Genomic DNA, 15,460 nt, shown 5'->3' with positions numbered 1-15,460 from the left:
ATTCTCCTTCATATAAAATAAATTCCTAGAATATCATAGCATACTTTTCCCAAAAAGGAACCTTTATGGGACGAAAATGGAGTGAAATGAATGATTTACGGTTATCAACGACCACTATACAACGATGAAGGTATGCACATACAAACGGCTGCTTTAATGAATTGTGACCAAGTTTTCACTGAAAATCATGGCCGTGCAAAAAAGCGGATAGCTCTTGAAGAATTACTCATGGCAATAGAAAAAGGAGATACGATTCAAGTACTACGTTTCTTTAGTATTGCCGATTCTACGAGGCATTTAGAGGAGTTACTTAAAATTTGTAAACGTGATCAAGTCACGCTTCATTTCATGGAGGAAAATATTACATCTACACAATTACTCGGAAAATCGCTTGAACAGGTTTTACACTTCTTTTTAACATTTCAAAGCGATATCGTTAAGCAATCGACTACTTTAGGTATGGCGGATGCAAAAGCGAAAGGTAAATCTATCGGGCGCCCTAAAAAATCCGATGATAATGTGAAGAAAGCGATTGATATGTATCAGTCCGGGAAATTTACACTTTTAGATATTAAAAATGAGACAGGCATTAGTAAATCGACACTATACCGCTATCTTGAAACTATTGAATAAAGGACCTATTAAAAAAGCATCTGTGCATAGAGTAAACCAACAGATGCTTTTCAGTATTATATACTCGTTCACTTCCCTAAATTAAATCTTATAAGTAGTGGTGGAGTTATAGTTAGCGTCACAATAATATTATCATTGTATCCAATGAACACAGTCCCTATTATTGTAGGTCCTTTGGTGGTGGCGACTGGTGACCCTTGTTCTGAATTTCTAAGAATATATTTTCTTGATTATTTCCTTCATTGGTTACTTCATTTGTATGATTATCTTGAGAATTATTAGTTATTAAACTAATCATATTTCTTTTAAATTCTTCGAAATCCTTTTTCGTTACAGGTTGAGCATCTTGTTTTAACTCAATACCTAATTGACCATTCGGTTCTAATGTTGCCCATTTCACGTCACTTATTTTAGATACACTATTTTGCCTCAATTTCATTTCCAGTTGGTCTACGGATAACCTAAGTTTCTTTAAATTTTGTTTATTCAATTTTCCATTATCTATTACAATTTTTGCTTTACCTGTAATTAATTTTTCAATAATATCAGATTTTATTTGAATATATTCCATCACTAACAGTGTCCCAACAAGCACACCTCCAACTAATATGGTTGTCCAAATATCCTTACCGGCTACAGGTTGAATAAGTAATGACCCAATTCCAATCATAATAACTGTTTCAGCCAATGTCATTTGTGAAATTGTCTTCCTGCCTGCAATTCTCAAGAGAACTGTTCCCGCAACAACAACTAATATAGCTTTCCATATATAATCCCATTCCATCTAACAGATAACCACCGTTCATTAAAAGAATTAATAATAGCTTCTCCAAATTTATTATCACTATTCAATGATTAAACAATCCTAAAAAGGTTTAGGATTAAAAATGAATTTTAATGTCTAAAATAAAAAGGAAAATTAAAGGAGGGGCTTTTAATGTTCTACCATATTAAAGAATTACAATATAATGCTAAACCAGAACGACCAGATCCGGTTTATGCAAAAAAACTTCAAGAAATTTTAGGTGGACAATTCGGTGAGATAACGGTTATGATGCAGTATCTATTTCAAGGTTGGAACTGTCGAGGAGAAGAAAAATATCGAGATATGCTTTTAGATATCGGTACTGAAGAAATCGCACATGTCGAAATGATTACCACAATGATTGCCCAGTTACTTGATGGAGCTCCCGTGAATGAACAAGAACAAGCTGCTAAAGATCCTCTAATAGGAGCCGTCTTAGGTGGAATGAATCCACAACATGTTATTGTTTCCGGACTAGGTGCAACCCCAACAGATAGTGTGGGTTACCCGTGGAATTCACGCTATACGATTGCTAGCGGCAATCTTTTGGCGGATTTTCGTGCAAATCTTAACGCTGAATCTCAAGGAAGATTACAAGTAGTAAGATTATATGAGTCTACAACAGACCCCGGTATAAGAGATATGCTATCATTTTTAATTGCTCGGGATACAATGCACCAAAATCAATGGATGGCTGCTATAGAAGAGTTAGAACAAAAACAAAAGCCAATTGTTCCTAGTACCTTCCCACAAGGACTTGAAAAACAGCAAGTCTCTTACTCTTTTATGAACTTCTCAAAAGGGGAAGAAAGTTCACAAGGGCGATGGGCTTCCGGACCAAGTATGGATAAGCAGGCTAATTTTGAATATATTGCAAATCCTGAAGCAATGGGACAAGTACCTAAACTGGGGCAAGCACCCGCTTATATTCATAATACACCAATTCCCGGAGAGGCTGCTCCCTCAACGGAATCAGCAAACTATACACAAGAATAAAAGCTAAAGTTTCAATTGAAAAGACTTCAAACTATAGAGGGTGTTTATCGCCCTCTTTTTTATTTATCACTCCATTGGACTTCGAATTATTTCGAGACATTGTTTTTTTATTCAAAAAACAATAGGTAATCATCGTTATTACTTTTAATATTAATTACACTTCTAGAATTTTCTCGTTTTTTACTTCAATATCTATAAACTGACTAAGGCCCGTTATATTAAATATTCTTGTTAATTTTGCAGATGGGTTAATAAATATTAGTGAAGTGTTTTCTTTAATTACTTTCTTATAGAAGGCTACAAGTACACCAAGGCCACTACTATCCATATAAGTTACTTTGGATAAATCTAATTTTATAATCAAACCGTCCGACAAAACAATTAACCCTAATTCATCTTTTAATATTGGTGCTGTATGAGTATCGATTTCACCTTCAATAAATCCATAGAGTAAATCACCAATTTCCCGCCTTTGTAATTTTAAATTCATTTAGTTTCCCCTCCGTTAATCTACAGTAATATTCGTCTCCCTTAAGACTATTTAACCATTTTTATTTAGATTAGAAAAGAAGAATAATCCTTCGTCATTGATTTGTGTATATATCGCAACCCAATAGTGAGCCACTTAACCCACTGTGTATTTTTCAGACGCACAGCTCGGCTTCATTTGGAGTGGCGGGCATGATACCCTTATTCGAGCGTTAAACCCCTACAGTTTTAGATCAAGTTTTCCCTGAATATAGTAATGTTTTTGGAGACTTATATTCGGATGTTTCTTTAAAAATACTACAGGCATTTCCTACATCAAAAGATATATTGAAAGCCAATAATGAAGTATTAACAACTAAAATAAAAGAATTCTGTAATTCTCGTTCTCTATAATGGGCAAATCAACAGGCCGAAAAGCTAATGACTGCAGCAGCTCAAAACCCTTTTCAGAAGGCTTTATATTAGTCTTTCCCTAAGTTTAGATATGTATGTTAATATGCTCTTTGAATACAAAAAACATCTATCCCTACTTGAAAATGAGATAGATGTTTTAACAAAAAGTATTGAAGAATCTAAGATTATCCAATCAATTCCTGGAATCGGAAAAAAAATCGCTGCCACGATTGTTTCTGAAATTGGGGAAATTGAAAGGTTTAATCACCCTAAGAAACTAGTCGCATTTGCCGGTCTTGATCCAAGTGTCTTTGAATCTGGTACATTCAAAGGTACTTACAACCGAATAACCAAAAGAGGCTCTAGCAGACTACGGCAAGCTTTGTATATGGCTGTTAAATGTGCTATTCGTGACTGTCGAAAACAGAAAACAACGGATGAAATCCTTCCTCGTAATAAGAAATTACGAGCGTTTTATGATAAAAAACAGGAAGAAGGAAAACTATTTAGAGTAGCTGTAATAGCTTGTGCAAACAAACTCTTACTTTGGATTTATGCACTATTAAAAAGCAAGAATTCTTTCCAAGACATAGATTGATTTAACAATTTAACCAAGTAAACCTGAACTTTCCAAATTAAGAATTTGGACGGTTATTTGGCATGCACAAATTTAGTATAACATGATATTTTTATTATTTTTAATAAAAATTATTGACAACTATTAGCTGGTTTTGTGGAATAAACACGCAGAAATGCCCCCTAACTTTATCTAGAGGTAATACTTATATTTCATTTTAATGTTAAAATAAACATAATTGTGTCATTCTTATTTAGTTAAATGAAATGGAGGTTTTTGTTTTCGTGAATTTGTTATTGCTTACCATTAATCCTATTGCTTTTAGCATTGGATCTATAGATATTCGTTGGTACGGTATTTTAATTGCATCAGGTATTCTTTTAGGATACATAGTTGCAAATAAAGAAGCTGATAAACGGGGCTTACCAAAAGATTTTTATACAGATTTTTTAATGTGGGCTATTCCTATTTCGATTATTTCTGCACGAATCTACTACGTTACAATGGAATGGGATCAATATGCGGCTAATCCTCTGCGAGCAATTGAAATTTGGAACGGTGGTATTGCGATCCATGGTGGATTAATCGGAGCCATTTTAACGACTATTATTTATTGTAAAGTAAAAAAAATATCCTTTTTCAAAGTTGCAGATATTACAGTACCAAGTTTACTAATTGGACAAATTATAGGACGCTGGGGTAACTTCATGAATCAAGAAGCTCATGGTGGACCAGTGAGTCGAGCATTTTTAGAATCATTACACTTACCTAATTGGTTAATTAACCAGATGTATATAGAAAGCTTGAGTAGTTATGTTCACCCTACATTTTTATATGAGTCTTTATGGAATTTAGTCGGGTTAATTATTGTCTTACTTATTCGCAAACACTTAAATCGGGGTGAAGTATTTGCAACATATTTAATTTGGTATGCGATTGGTCGTTTTTATATCGAAGGCATGCGCACGGACAGCCTTTATTTAATCGGGGAATTACGTTCAGCACAAATTGTATCGATTCTTAGCCTTATTGTAGCAATTGGATTAATTGTTTATCGTCGATTTTTTATAAAAATACCTACTAAATATCAAGAAAAATTTTAGCAAGAAACAATTCTAAGCCCCTACATTAAGGAAACATAAATGTAGGAGCTTTTTTGTTGTATTAATTAAGGAAAGCGCCCGATTATGTATTAGGGGTGGGACGGTGGGTTAGGGAGAATGTCAGCATCGTCAGTGATGGAATTAATAATTGAATTGGCTTTCTTACTAAAATTCATTAGCGTTATTGCTTTTTTAGCCTACACTAGTGACTTTTCTTATTTCAATATTCATAAACTGACTAAGGCCCGTTATATTAAACATTCTCGCCATTCTTGCAGATGGATTCAACAATTTTAGGGAAGTATTTTCTTTAATTACTTTCTTATAGAAAGCAACAAGTACACCAAGACCACTACTATCCATATAAGTTACTTTGGAAAGATCTAATTCTATAATAAAGCCGTCTGACAAAGCAATTAATTCTAGTTCACCTTTTAATATTGGTGCTGTATGACTATCGATTTCACCTTCAATAAATCCCTGTATCAAATCTTCAACTTCCCGCTTTTGTAATCTTAAATTCATTTATTCCCCTCCTTAAGTCCCATTATATTTTCCCATCTTAAGAACTATTAAAACACTTTTATTCAGAATAAAAAAGCGAAATCCTTCGTCAAGATTCCCTATTTTTGCGTAAAATATGCATAAATTTATGCATATTATCTTTAGCAACAGATACCCATTGTTCTACAGCGCTTTTTCTATTTGCTCATTTGTAATAGCTGCTAATAGCTTACTGCCTATTCCTTCTCACTTTCGATTTGGATTTAAATACAATACATAAAGCTCTACAACATCGTCCTGTATCGTTTTTCTGAATTTTGAACTAGTTCTTTAAATCCTTTTGAATTACTCGATTGAATGCGTCGAATAACTTTTTCGAAATTTGACTTACAATTCGATTCGCGGTACCGCCCATGCCGCTTGAGTCTGCAAAAAGAGCGCAGTCTCATTCGTCATGATCCGGCGGTTGGTAAGGCGCGAATCATAAATAACTGCACTTCAATTTTATATTGTTATGAATAGGATATTAAAGAAGGGGGGTGAGAGAATGTGTAATTGTATGAATAGAGGGTGCAGTGTTAGTTCTAATCAACTATCGGTTAAATGTGGAAATCTATGTTTTTCATCAGGTCCACTTAGAGCAACTAGTACAGTATGTCCTCCTGAAAATATAGGTTCCATAATTCCGTTTTCTTCAGGAACTGGACTAGTAACAGTAACGTTTACACCTCCAGAACTTGGAGAAGTTAGAGGAGTGTCTGCAATCGGTTTTGGAAGTGCTGTTGATACTATTGCAATAGGAAATACGGTTATCTTACCAACTGAAGTAGCAGGTACAACAGAAGCTTTTTCTGTTCCACGTGTAGGAACTAATACCGCTATTTCTGCAACATTTACAGAAACAGCTATTGCTGATGTTACAGGAACGGCTATTATTACTGCACAAGTTTATCGCGCCCCTGCTGGAATTATCACATTCACAGCAACAAATGCATTTGTTAACTTAACGCCGGTACTTACAGGAACGATTAATGTCGGTACTACCTTCCAAGGATTAGCGAATTTATCAAATATTCCGGTATCCGCTGGTGACCGTTTAGCAATGGTGTTTTCTGTTAGTGGAACAGGTGTTACAGATATTATCGTACTTACAGGTGCTGCAACAGCAGGTATTACGATTTCTTAAACTTCTACCAATTCATATGCTTTTTCTGGAACATATCCTTTTCCTACAAGAATTCCCATGAGTATAAATTATTAAAGAATGTGTTTTATATTATTTTCTTTTTTAACATCTTCCAACCCTTCGTTGACTAAAAATTCCGACCTTTGAATCCATAGGTCTGGGTGTTATACCATCAATTCCGGGGCTACCATTAAGTTAAGAAATCCCTTACTCAGCATGCATTGCATCTGCCTTGGTGCGGTGAATCGTGCCAAATGGATGATTAGGTGGTGCATAGATAGAATATAGCCTTAATGGAATATTCCCTGTATTCGTTAAGTTATGCCATGTTCCAGCGGGGATAAAAATTGCGGAATCATCCTGAACATTTCTACTAAAGTCTAACTGATTTTTACTTTTACCCATTTGAGTAACACCTTGACCTTGTTCGATTCGTAAAAATTGGTCAACGTCAGGATGCATTTCTAAACCGATATCTTCACCTGGATTTAGGCTCATTAATGTAGCCTGTAGGTGATTTCCTGTCCACAAAGCAGTACGATAAGTATTGTTTTGTTTAGCTGCCTCATTAATATTTATAACAAAAGGACGTTTTCCGTAATCACTGATTGGCAAACCATTATTTTGAGATGAATTAGTTTGATTTACAAGAACAGGACCTTGAGGATTCCATTGATTTGTATTCACAGCATAATGATACATCGGAGCAATACTGTAATATGGGTGTTGATATGGATACCCGTATGGGGAATAATACATTTTTTCAACCCTTTCGAAAATAATATACTATTGTATGCTAACTTTTAATAATGTGTTTTCTAAGTATAGATTTCGATTTAGGCAAAAAAAAAGCCGAATACATAGTTCGGCTTACTAAATATTAGTTCTGCATGTCAGACATTAATTGGTTTCGCAATTGCTGAACGACCTCTTTTGAAGCTGGTGCAGCAGGTTGATAGTATCCTTTTTGAAGGGCATAACTGTATAAAGTTCGTTGACGGGATTCATCCTGATTTCGCAATTGGATTAATGTTTGTCTGAGTTCCGCATTATTCGTTTGTGCGATGATATTGGCATATCCAGTTAAGCTTGCATTTAACCCGGCCAGATAATCATTGACCATTTCTTTATCTTGAAACATTTACACTCCTCCTTAGTTTAAATATGTTATTAAATCCTGTTGTGCTTGCTTAGCAGCTTGTGCATCTCTTTCAAAGAGTGCTTTTAAATCTGTATCTGTGCAACTTGATGCATACATTTCCAATTTTTTTGCAACGTTTCCATGCCCACCAATTAAACTACGTAAATGCTCAACTTCTAGTTCAGTTAAGTTATGATTCACTGTTAATTCCTCCTTTACATTAATAATTCACCTTTATTAAAAATTTATACAATACTTGACTAACAACTTAACACATGAAAACGACATATTTTCCTAAACAAAGGATTCAATCCTCCAGTTAGGTACTTTATAACTCCGTTTTTGCTGCAACGAAAAATGCAGCAAAAACGGATATGATCACAACAATAATCGGTGCATAAGTTATTAAAAATGCTTCCATTTCCACATCTCCTCATACATGCGTTTCATCATCACCTGAAAGATAGCCTTTATTAAAAATAAAAAGCTTGAAAACTAAATATAGTGAAGGGATTAACAAACATAACCCTGCAATGAAGACAACAACAAGTGAAATTGCCATGGCTTGATTTGTAAAACTATCATGAATGGTTAAATGCGGATACAACAAATATGGATAATGCGAAAATCCATATGCAAAAAATGCAGCCGCAAATTGTAGTATTAACAAAATGACGGCTAAGCCGTATTTCGCTTTTCTCCATAAAAGCCAATACGTTGCTAAGAAGAGAGTACCTGAAATAATAAATAACCAAGATATATCTAACATATTTTCATAATGCCAGTGTTTTTCAGCTCTAAATTCAAGAATAATACCAATGGCACTAACAATTAATGGAATCCCCCAAATAAGTGCATATTTACGCATTAAATCGCTTGCATCTGAGTCCCCTGCTTTTTTGGCATACCACGTTAAAAATACTGCTGATATATAGAGTACTGCTGTAACACTTAACGCGACAATCGACCAAGATAATGTACTAGTGAATAATGCAGGATAATCTAATTTAGGACCTGCATCTTGGATCGTCACAAAGCCTCCCTCAGAAATCGTTAAAATAACCGAAAAGGCTGCAGGGATGAAAAGACCGGCGATTCCATAAGCAAATGCATAGCCTTTATGTCCACGTAAAGTGCTGTAGGATTCAAACGCATAATAACTTCCTCGTATCGCCAGTAAAATAAGCGCAACGGATGCAGGTACTAATAGAATAGTCCCATAATAGTAAGCTGTTTGTGGGAAGAACCCAACGATTCCGACAAAGAAAAATACTAAAAATACATTGGTAATTTCCCATACGGGGGATAAATAACGTTTAATAACTTTAGAGAGAATATGGTTTTTCTTCGTGATTAAACTGTAAGCATTGAAAAATCCCGCACCAAAATCTATGGAAGCGATAATTACATATCCAAATAGAAAAATCCATAGTACAGAAATCCCTAAAATTTCTATGTCCATGACTTTGCACCACCTTTACGTGCAGCCAATTCTTTCTCTGCAGGATTATTTTTAAACATACGATTTAATACCACAATACTGCCTATTCCTAAAATTAAATAAACAATCGCAAAAACAATAAATAACCATTCGACGCCTGTTGCTGTTGTCGCGCCTTCTTCAGTACGCATAATACCGTATAAAATCCATGGTTGACGTCCTTGTTCGGCAAGCCACCACCCTGCTTCAATAGCAATTATTGATAAAGGTCCACTTAGTACAATCAACCATCTAAACAAACGGGAATGGATCCATTTCCATTTCCCCCATCTACCAATAACAAAAGCAAGGGATAAAAGAATCAGTAAAACTCCAATGGTAACCATTGTATCGAAGAAATAGTGAATATACAGTGGAGGCCGATCTTCCTCCGGATATTCTTCCAAACCGATCACTTCCGATTTAAAATTACTAAATGCTAAAAAGCTTAGTAATTTGGGAATGCGAATTTGATATTTTACATCTTCTTCATCTAATATACCGAAAAATATTAAATCCGCTCCTTCTGTCGTTTCAAAATGCCATTCCGCTGCCGCTAATTTCTCAGGCTGATATTCTGCTAAATACTTGGCCGAAAAATCACCTACCAATGCTGTAGCAAGCGAAAAAATAATACCAAGCTTCATGAGTAATGATAAGGCTTTTTTATGATAAATTTCGTTTTCACCTTTTAATAATTTGTAAGCAGCAATTGCAGCTAATACGAAGGCTACCGTCATAAAACCAGAAACTAATACATGTGCAATTTTAGTAGGCATTGCGGGGGTAAACATTGCTAATAGTGGTTGAATATTAATCAATTCGCCATTGACTATGTCAAAGCCCCGAGGTGAGTTCATAAATGCATTTACAATTGTAATAAATATGGCAGACATTGCTGAACCCAGCGCTACTGGAATGAGTAATAGCATATGATGCTTTGGATTTTTAAAGCGATCCCATGTATATAAATATATGCCTAAGAAAATAGCTTCAAAGAAAAAGGCAAAGGTCTCCATAAATAATGGGAGTGCAATAACCTTTCCAGCAAGTTCCATAAATTGTGGCCATAATAATGATAATTGCAAGCCGATGATGGTTCCTGTTACAACACCTACAGCAACAGTAATCGTATATCCCCTTGCCCACCTCCGTGCCATTAACGTGTAATGTATATCATTCTTTTTATAACCGACATATTGTGCAATCAAAATCATTAGCGGTACTCCAACACCAAGCGTTGCATAGATAATATGGAATGATAAAGTTAATTCTGTTAATGCCCTACTCCAAAATACCGAGGAGCCTTCCATCTCAATTCCTCCTAACATCCAAAAAAATTGCGGTTATAACATAAATCATTACGATGGTTGATAACGAGAGCTCGTCACAAATATTGCTTTTTTCTTAGGCATAGTTATTCACCTCGTATAGAATATTTAATCAATTTAATTTTCTTCTAGTGCAAATTTAAAAGGTTTTTCATTATAAAACGGTGAGATGCTTCGATTAATGTTCGAATCTTCTTTTTCATAATTCCCGCTTATTGTACGCGTTTAAATTTATCCTAATCACGTAACACTAGTAAATATTCTACTTCGCCTGTTTTAGTATTCGTATAAATAGCTGATGTGCGAAAGGAGCGAATCTTATGCATTTTTTACAACAACTTACAAATAAAAATAAGTTGCTATTATTACTTCTCATTCTTATTTCCGGGATAACTGGCGCAAGTATCATATTACAAGCCTTAAGCATTGTAACAATTGTTAATGACGTGTTTATCGAACACGTACCGTTCCAGGATACGTTTCCGTCTTTTGGTTACTTATTTTTATCAATGATCGGAAGATTGCTTTCTCAATTTGGGATTGGCAAAATCGGTGGCATATTTGCAGCGAGCGTGAAAATAGCTGTTCGACATGAGCTTTTAGCGAAGTGGTCTGAATCTTCTTTAGAGAAGCACATTCAACATAAAACTGGTGAAAGAGTGACACTTTTTGTGGATACAGTTGAACAATTAGAAAGCTATTATCGTGAATACATTCCGCAAGTAATTAAAACAATCATTGTGCCAATAATGATATTAGCCACTGTCTTTTATATTCATCCTAATAGTGGTTGGATTATGCTCATTACTGCCCCGTTTGTGCCGATTACGTATATTATTATTGGCATGCAAACAAAGAAAAAATCAGAAGAACAACTAGAGGCTTTAAATCGTTTTTCAGGGAAATTTCTCGATTTACTACAGGGCCTGCAAACCATCCGATTATTTGGACAAAGTAAACAACAGGAACAAGTGCTAGCTACCAGTAATGAAGGCTTTATGAAACGTACATTAAGCGTATTAAAAATTGCGTTTGCATCGACATTATTTATTGAACTAATTGCCACATTAGGTATTGGCTTAATTGCACTCGAGATTGGCTTTCAAATGATTGTCTTTCAAACGCTCGCATTTGCACCAGCCTTTTTCATTTTGACACTTGCACCTGAGTATTATAATTCATTGAAGGAATTAGGCAGTGCCTTTCATACAGGACGAGGAAGCCTTGGTGCGGCAAATTTAATCGAACAGCAACTTACTGAAAAAACAGCCCCTGTTCAATGGGGTACCAATAGCTTACCAACGCAGCCCAAAATAGCATTAAATCAAGCCGTTTACAGCTATGCAAACGGGACGACCATTGGACCTATATCTTGTACAATATCTCCTAGAAAAACCGTTGCTTTCATCGGTCAAACTGGACATGGGAAAAGTACAATTTTAAATATGCTTTCAAGTTTGATTGAAATTGACCAAGGTTCCGTTATGTTAAATGATCAGCCGCGTGCAATCTATAAGGAATCGGACTGGTATGCTCAGGTAAGCTACATTTCACAACATCCTTATATATTCTCTGGTACGTTGCGAGACAATATTTGTATGGGGCTGCCGTATAGTGACGCAGAAATTTTAAGAGCATTGAAGGATGCCCAACTTATGGACTGGCTCTCAATGATTCCACAAGGATTGGACATTGCGCTTGGCGAAGGGGGACTTGGCTTATCAGGTGGTGAAAAGCAACGCGTTGCCATTGCGCGTGCCTTTTTAAAAAAGGGACACATTGTATTTTTTGATGAACCAACAGCTGGACTTGATGTGTTAACAGAACAACTATTAACACATTCCATTCAAGTATTAAGTGAATTTGCAACCGTCATTATTGCCGCACATCAATATAAAAGTATTCGCTTTGCAGATGTTATCTATATCGTTGAAAACGGACAAATTGCTGCTTATGGTACACAAGGTGAACTAGTCCAACATCCATTTTATCAAAAGATGATGAAGGGAGGATTTATCGATGAAATCATTAGTTGAGTTCATTTGGACAGATAAGAAAGATGTGTTACTAGCACTGTTATGTGGAACAATTGGTGGTTTAACAGCAGTTGCGCTTTTTGCACAAAGTGGGCTTCTTATTTCTAAAGCCGCGCTATTACCACCCTTTTATATCATTTTAATCCTAACCGCCTTTTTAAAACTATTTGGTGTAACAAAATCAATTAGTAAATACACCGAGCGCTTGATTACACATCGTGTAACATTTCGTTTCATCAGTAAAATTCGAATGCTATTTTTTAATAAACTGCTACCTAAAGCGCATTTATTAAACACTTATAAAAGTGGTGATTTACTAACCAGAGTTACAACAAATGTGGAGACTGTACAAAATTTTTTTTTACGTGTATTATACCCACCGTTTGTGACAGGCATTGTCTTTTTTACAACATGTTTATTTATGCTTTTCTTTTCAACTTGGATTGCGCTTTGTTTACTATTAGGCATTGTTTTAACAAGTCTTATCGTGCCGTATATATTACTCCGTATTCCGCATAAAACAGCAACTGAAGATAAAAAAATGATGACAATAGAGGGTACGGAATATTTTTATGGTTATCGTGATTTAGTCTTGCATAATCAGCTAGAAGCTAAAAAACAAACTTTATTACAGTGGAATAAGCAGTTCGCAAAAGCAAAACAAAAAGAATTGGATCAAGAACAATCAGCATTTTTAGGGAATCAACTTGTTGCCCTATTTACGACCTTTTTGATTCTGTTCATTGGTGCTTATTTAACTTCAACGAAGCAACTAGATGGAGTTTATTTAGCGATGATTGTTCTTGTTTCTTTAACGGTTTTTGAGTCTGCAATTCCCCTCGCAATGGCTCCTAACTATGTGAGACATACAAAAAAGGCCATGCAGGAGCTTAATGAAATCTCACCAACAATCGAGAAGCAGAACGGTATTTTACTTAGAGACAATATCCATTCAATTCATTTTAATCATGTTTCCTATGTTTATCCAAATATAGAACGACCAGCAATTGAAGACATAAACTTATCGGTACAATCCGGTCAAAAGATTGCCATTATAGGTCCAAGTGGATCTGGTAAGTCAACAATATTACAGTTATTGATGAATGAATTTGAACCAAGTAACGGGGAAATTTTATTTGATATGTACCCTTTATCAAGCTTTGATACTGACTCAATTTATAAACAATTAAGTATAATGCTACAGCACAACCATTTTTTTTCTGGAACCATAGAGACAAACTTACAACTAGCGAAACCAGAGGCAACACGTGAAAAAATGCAACTCATATTGAATAAAGCTTGTCTCTTCAAAAAACTAGAGGATGTTGTATATGAAAAAGGCGAGAATTTATCCGGTGGTGAAAAGCAACGTCTAGCTTTTGCTCGTTTTTTATTAAAAGATAGCCCGCTTTTGGTTTTAGATGAGCCATTTACAAGTTTAGATATTCAAACAGAAAGAAAATTGTTTCAAACGTTGTTAAATGAATCAACAAATAAGATACTTATACTCGTGACACATAAGTTAATAGAGTTAGACAAGTTCGATTGTATTTTTGTCATGCAAAACGGAAGATTAGTCGAAGCAGGAAAACATGCGGAGTTAATCAGTCAGCAGGGGCTTTACTTCGCCATGTACCAAAAACAATTCAACAATAGGTAGTTTGGATAATCAGTAAAAGCAAGATCTTAGCTATTATTTGTACCTACCAAAATAAACAAATTTTAGGACAAAACATAGTTTAGTGACTAATATGTTTTGTCCTTTTTTAAAAAGAATATTATTCAATTGATAGTCCTAGGTGTGATTCTTGTATAAGTATTACCCGTAATCCTTAAATAAAATGAAAAAACAAGAATGCATTATTTCATACATTCTTGTCCGGTAATTCATTATTTACTTTTTTCTAATACATCTATGAGGATTTTTTCAATTTTTTCTGCTATTGCAATTAATTCAGTATCATTTAATAAACCTATCATAGCAGTTGGTTTAGGAAGTCCAATTTTGGTTTTTCCTTCTTCTTCATAAACGGTAATTTTACAAGGTAAGAAGTAACCCACTAAAGGATTATGCTCTATTACTCGTGCCGCTTCTAATGGATTGCAAACTTCTAGAATTCGGTAAGGCTTTTTATAGCTGTCTACGCCTTTTTTCAGCAAAGTTTCAGTCAAGTTAAGTTGCCAAAGAACCCCAAACTTATTTTCTTTAAGATTTTGTTCTATAGATGTAATCGCTTCATCAATTGATTTATCACTATTTACTGTAAAATGAAAATCCATATATATCCCCCTATTTTGAATTATAATTTAATCAGATTATAATTTGATTATTTAGTTTGGATAATTTTAAAAAATCTATCCATTTCTTTAAAGCAGTTGCTTTATTAGAACAGCTAGTATTCCTTGTAATACTTTTGTGTCCATCTTTTTGCTTATTTTTACCCCAATTGGTGCTGCAATTAAACCCGCAACAATTATAATGACCGTTGCCAGATAGAAAAAGCTATTCCCCAATCATGTCTGCCGATATGATATTGACTAAGTTACTCACGGTAAAAGGTTAGCTCGTTGTACCATCAATATAACCCCTCGCCAAATAAACTGGAAAATCATTTTTCGCTAAACAATTGGCGTTAAGAACAGTTCAGCTCAGCCATTCGAAATTAATGCAGCAACGGCAGCTCCGATCAAACTAATATACACAAACATTTTTATGCCATTCCCATTGCAACACGTGCCAGATGTAATGCCCAATAAACTTATCAAAATATAAAAGGATGTTTGAA

At 34.9% G+C, this 15,460-nt stretch carries 16 protein-coding genes and 2 pseudogenes; 7 read left to right on the top strand and 11 right to left on the bottom strand.

The genetic code is table 11. From position 1 onward, the window contains the following. Window positions 1-90 precede the first annotated feature (90 nt). Window positions 91-633, top strand: coding sequence for a recombinase family protein (locus MKX73_RS15760; RefSeq protein ID WP_340718278.1), 543 nt, complete (start codon window positions 91-93; stop codon window positions 631-633). Window positions 634-793: 160 nt separating this feature from the next. Here the strand turns inward: MKX73_RS15760 and MKX73_RS15755 are convergent, their stop codons facing one another. Beyond that, window positions 794-1,417 (bottom strand): DUF421 domain-containing protein, encoded by a 624-nt coding sequence (locus MKX73_RS15755; protein WP_340718277.1) that lies wholly within the window; start codon window positions 1,415-1,417, stop codon window positions 794-796. A gap of 153 nt (window positions 1,418-1,570) precedes the next feature. Between MKX73_RS15755 and MKX73_RS15750 the strand changes: the two genes are divergently transcribed. After that, window positions 1,571-2,434, top strand: a complete 864-nt coding sequence (locus MKX73_RS15750; protein WP_340718276.1) for a manganese catalase family protein — start codon at window positions 1,571-1,573, stop codon at window positions 2,432-2,434. A gap of 154 nt (window positions 2,435-2,588) precedes the next feature. On the opposite strand, the gene MKX73_RS15745 is transcribed toward MKX73_RS15750, so the two are convergent. Next, on the bottom strand, window positions 2,589-2,924 hold the full coding sequence (locus MKX73_RS15745) for an STAS domain-containing protein (protein WP_340718275.1): 336 nt from the start codon (window positions 2,922-2,924) through the stop codon (window positions 2,589-2,591). 224 nt (window positions 2,925-3,148) lie between these two features. Here MKX73_RS15745 and MKX73_RS15740 point away from each other — a divergent pair. Together MKX73_RS15740 and lgt are read left to right on the top strand one after the other, a co-directional pair. Next, window positions 3,149-3,914 (top strand): annotated as a pseudogene (locus MKX73_RS15740) (IS110 family transposase); the annotation flags it as partial. 263 nt (window positions 3,915-4,177) lie between these two features. Further along, window positions 4,178-4,996: a prolipoprotein diacylglyceryl transferase gene (gene lgt / locus MKX73_RS15735; RefSeq protein WP_340718274.1), complete on the top strand. Its 819-nt coding sequence runs from the start codon at window positions 4,178-4,180 to the stop codon at window positions 4,994-4,996. 192 nt (window positions 4,997-5,188) lie between these two features. On the opposite strand, the gene MKX73_RS15730 is transcribed toward lgt, so the two are convergent. Continuing rightward, on the bottom strand, window positions 5,189-5,521 hold the full coding sequence (locus MKX73_RS15730; RefSeq protein ID WP_340718273.1) for an STAS domain-containing protein: 333 nt from the start codon (window positions 5,519-5,521) through the stop codon (window positions 5,189-5,191). Between the two features lie 493 nt (window positions 5,522-6,014). Between MKX73_RS15730 and MKX73_RS15725 the strand changes: the two genes are divergently transcribed. Then, window positions 6,015-6,686, top strand: coding sequence for an exosporium glycoprotein BclB-related protein (locus MKX73_RS15725; protein WP_340718272.1), 672 nt, complete (start codon window positions 6,015-6,017; stop codon window positions 6,684-6,686). A gap of 207 nt (window positions 6,687-6,893) precedes the next feature. Here MKX73_RS15725 and MKX73_RS15720 read toward each other — a convergent pair whose 3' ends face one another. The 6 genes from MKX73_RS15720 to MKX73_RS15700 all read right to left on the bottom strand — a co-directional run bounded on the left by MKX73_RS15720 (window position 6,894) and on the right by MKX73_RS15700 (window position 10,620). Continuing rightward, window positions 6,894-7,445 carry a cupin domain-containing protein gene (locus MKX73_RS15720; protein ID WP_340718271.1) on the bottom strand — a complete coding sequence of 184 codons (552 nt, stop codon included), beginning with the start codon at window positions 7,443-7,445 and terminating at the stop codon, window positions 6,894-6,896. 121 nt (window positions 7,446-7,566) lie between these two features. Then, window positions 7,567-7,827, bottom strand: coding sequence for a spore coat protein (locus MKX73_RS15715; protein ID WP_340718270.1), 261 nt, complete (start codon window positions 7,825-7,827; stop codon window positions 7,567-7,569). Window positions 7,828-7,839: 12 nt separating this feature from the next. Next, window positions 7,840-8,028 (bottom strand): hypothetical protein, encoded by a 189-nt coding sequence (locus MKX73_RS15710; RefSeq protein ID WP_340718269.1) that lies wholly within the window; start codon window positions 8,026-8,028, stop codon window positions 7,840-7,842. Between the two features lie 127 nt (window positions 8,029-8,155). Next, entirely contained in the window at window positions 8,156-8,248 is a 93-nt protein-coding gene (gene cydS / locus MKX73_RS19895; RefSeq protein WP_445326859.1) for a cytochrome bd oxidase small subunit CydS, read from the bottom strand. A gap of 12 nt (window positions 8,249-8,260) precedes the next feature. Next, a complete protein-coding gene (locus tag MKX73_RS15705) occupies window positions 8,261-9,289 on the bottom strand; it encodes a cytochrome d ubiquinol oxidase subunit II (protein ID WP_340718268.1) in 1,029 nt (342 codons plus the stop codon). Beyond that, window positions 9,280-10,620: a cytochrome ubiquinol oxidase subunit I gene (locus MKX73_RS15700; protein ID WP_340718267.1), complete on the bottom strand. Its 1,341-nt coding sequence runs from the start codon at window positions 10,618-10,620 to the stop codon at window positions 9,280-9,282. Before MKX73_RS15700 ends, MKX73_RS15705 begins: the two co-directional genes overlap by 10 nt. A 338-nt stretch (window positions 10,621-10,958) precedes the next feature. Between MKX73_RS15700 and cydD the strand changes: the two genes are divergently transcribed. Together cydD and cydC are read left to right on the top strand one after the other, a co-directional pair. After that, entirely contained in the window at window positions 10,959-12,674 is a 1,716-nt protein-coding gene (cydD, locus tag MKX73_RS15695) for a thiol reductant ABC exporter subunit CydD (protein WP_340718266.1), read from the top strand. Further along, window positions 12,658-14,334 (top strand): thiol reductant ABC exporter subunit CydC, encoded by a 1,677-nt coding sequence (gene cydC, locus MKX73_RS15690; RefSeq protein ID WP_340718265.1) that lies wholly within the window; start codon window positions 12,658-12,660, stop codon window positions 14,332-14,334. The genes cydD and cydC overlap by 17 nt, the downstream gene beginning before the upstream one ends. A 230-nt stretch (window positions 14,335-14,564) precedes the next feature. Here the strand turns inward: cydC and MKX73_RS15685 are convergent, their stop codons facing one another. After that, window positions 14,565-14,954, bottom strand: a complete 390-nt coding sequence (locus tag MKX73_RS15685) for a DUF302 domain-containing protein (protein ID WP_340718264.1) — start codon at window positions 14,952-14,954, stop codon at window positions 14,565-14,567. 283 nt (window positions 14,955-15,237) lie between these two features. Beyond that, a pseudogene (locus MKX73_RS15680) lies at window positions 15,238-15,424 on the bottom strand (ArsB/NhaD family transporter); the annotation flags it as partial. Between the last annotated feature and the right edge of the window lie 36 nt (window positions 15,425-15,460).

Origin of the sequence: Solibacillus sp. FSL W7-1436, assembly GCF_038007305.1 — a bacterium.
In the GTDB taxonomy this organism is placed as follows: domain Bacteria; phylum Bacillota; class Bacilli; order Bacillales_A; family Planococcaceae; genus Solibacillus.
Note: the sequence above shows the minus strand (reverse complement) of the source record. Positions and strands in the feature narration are given on the sequence as shown.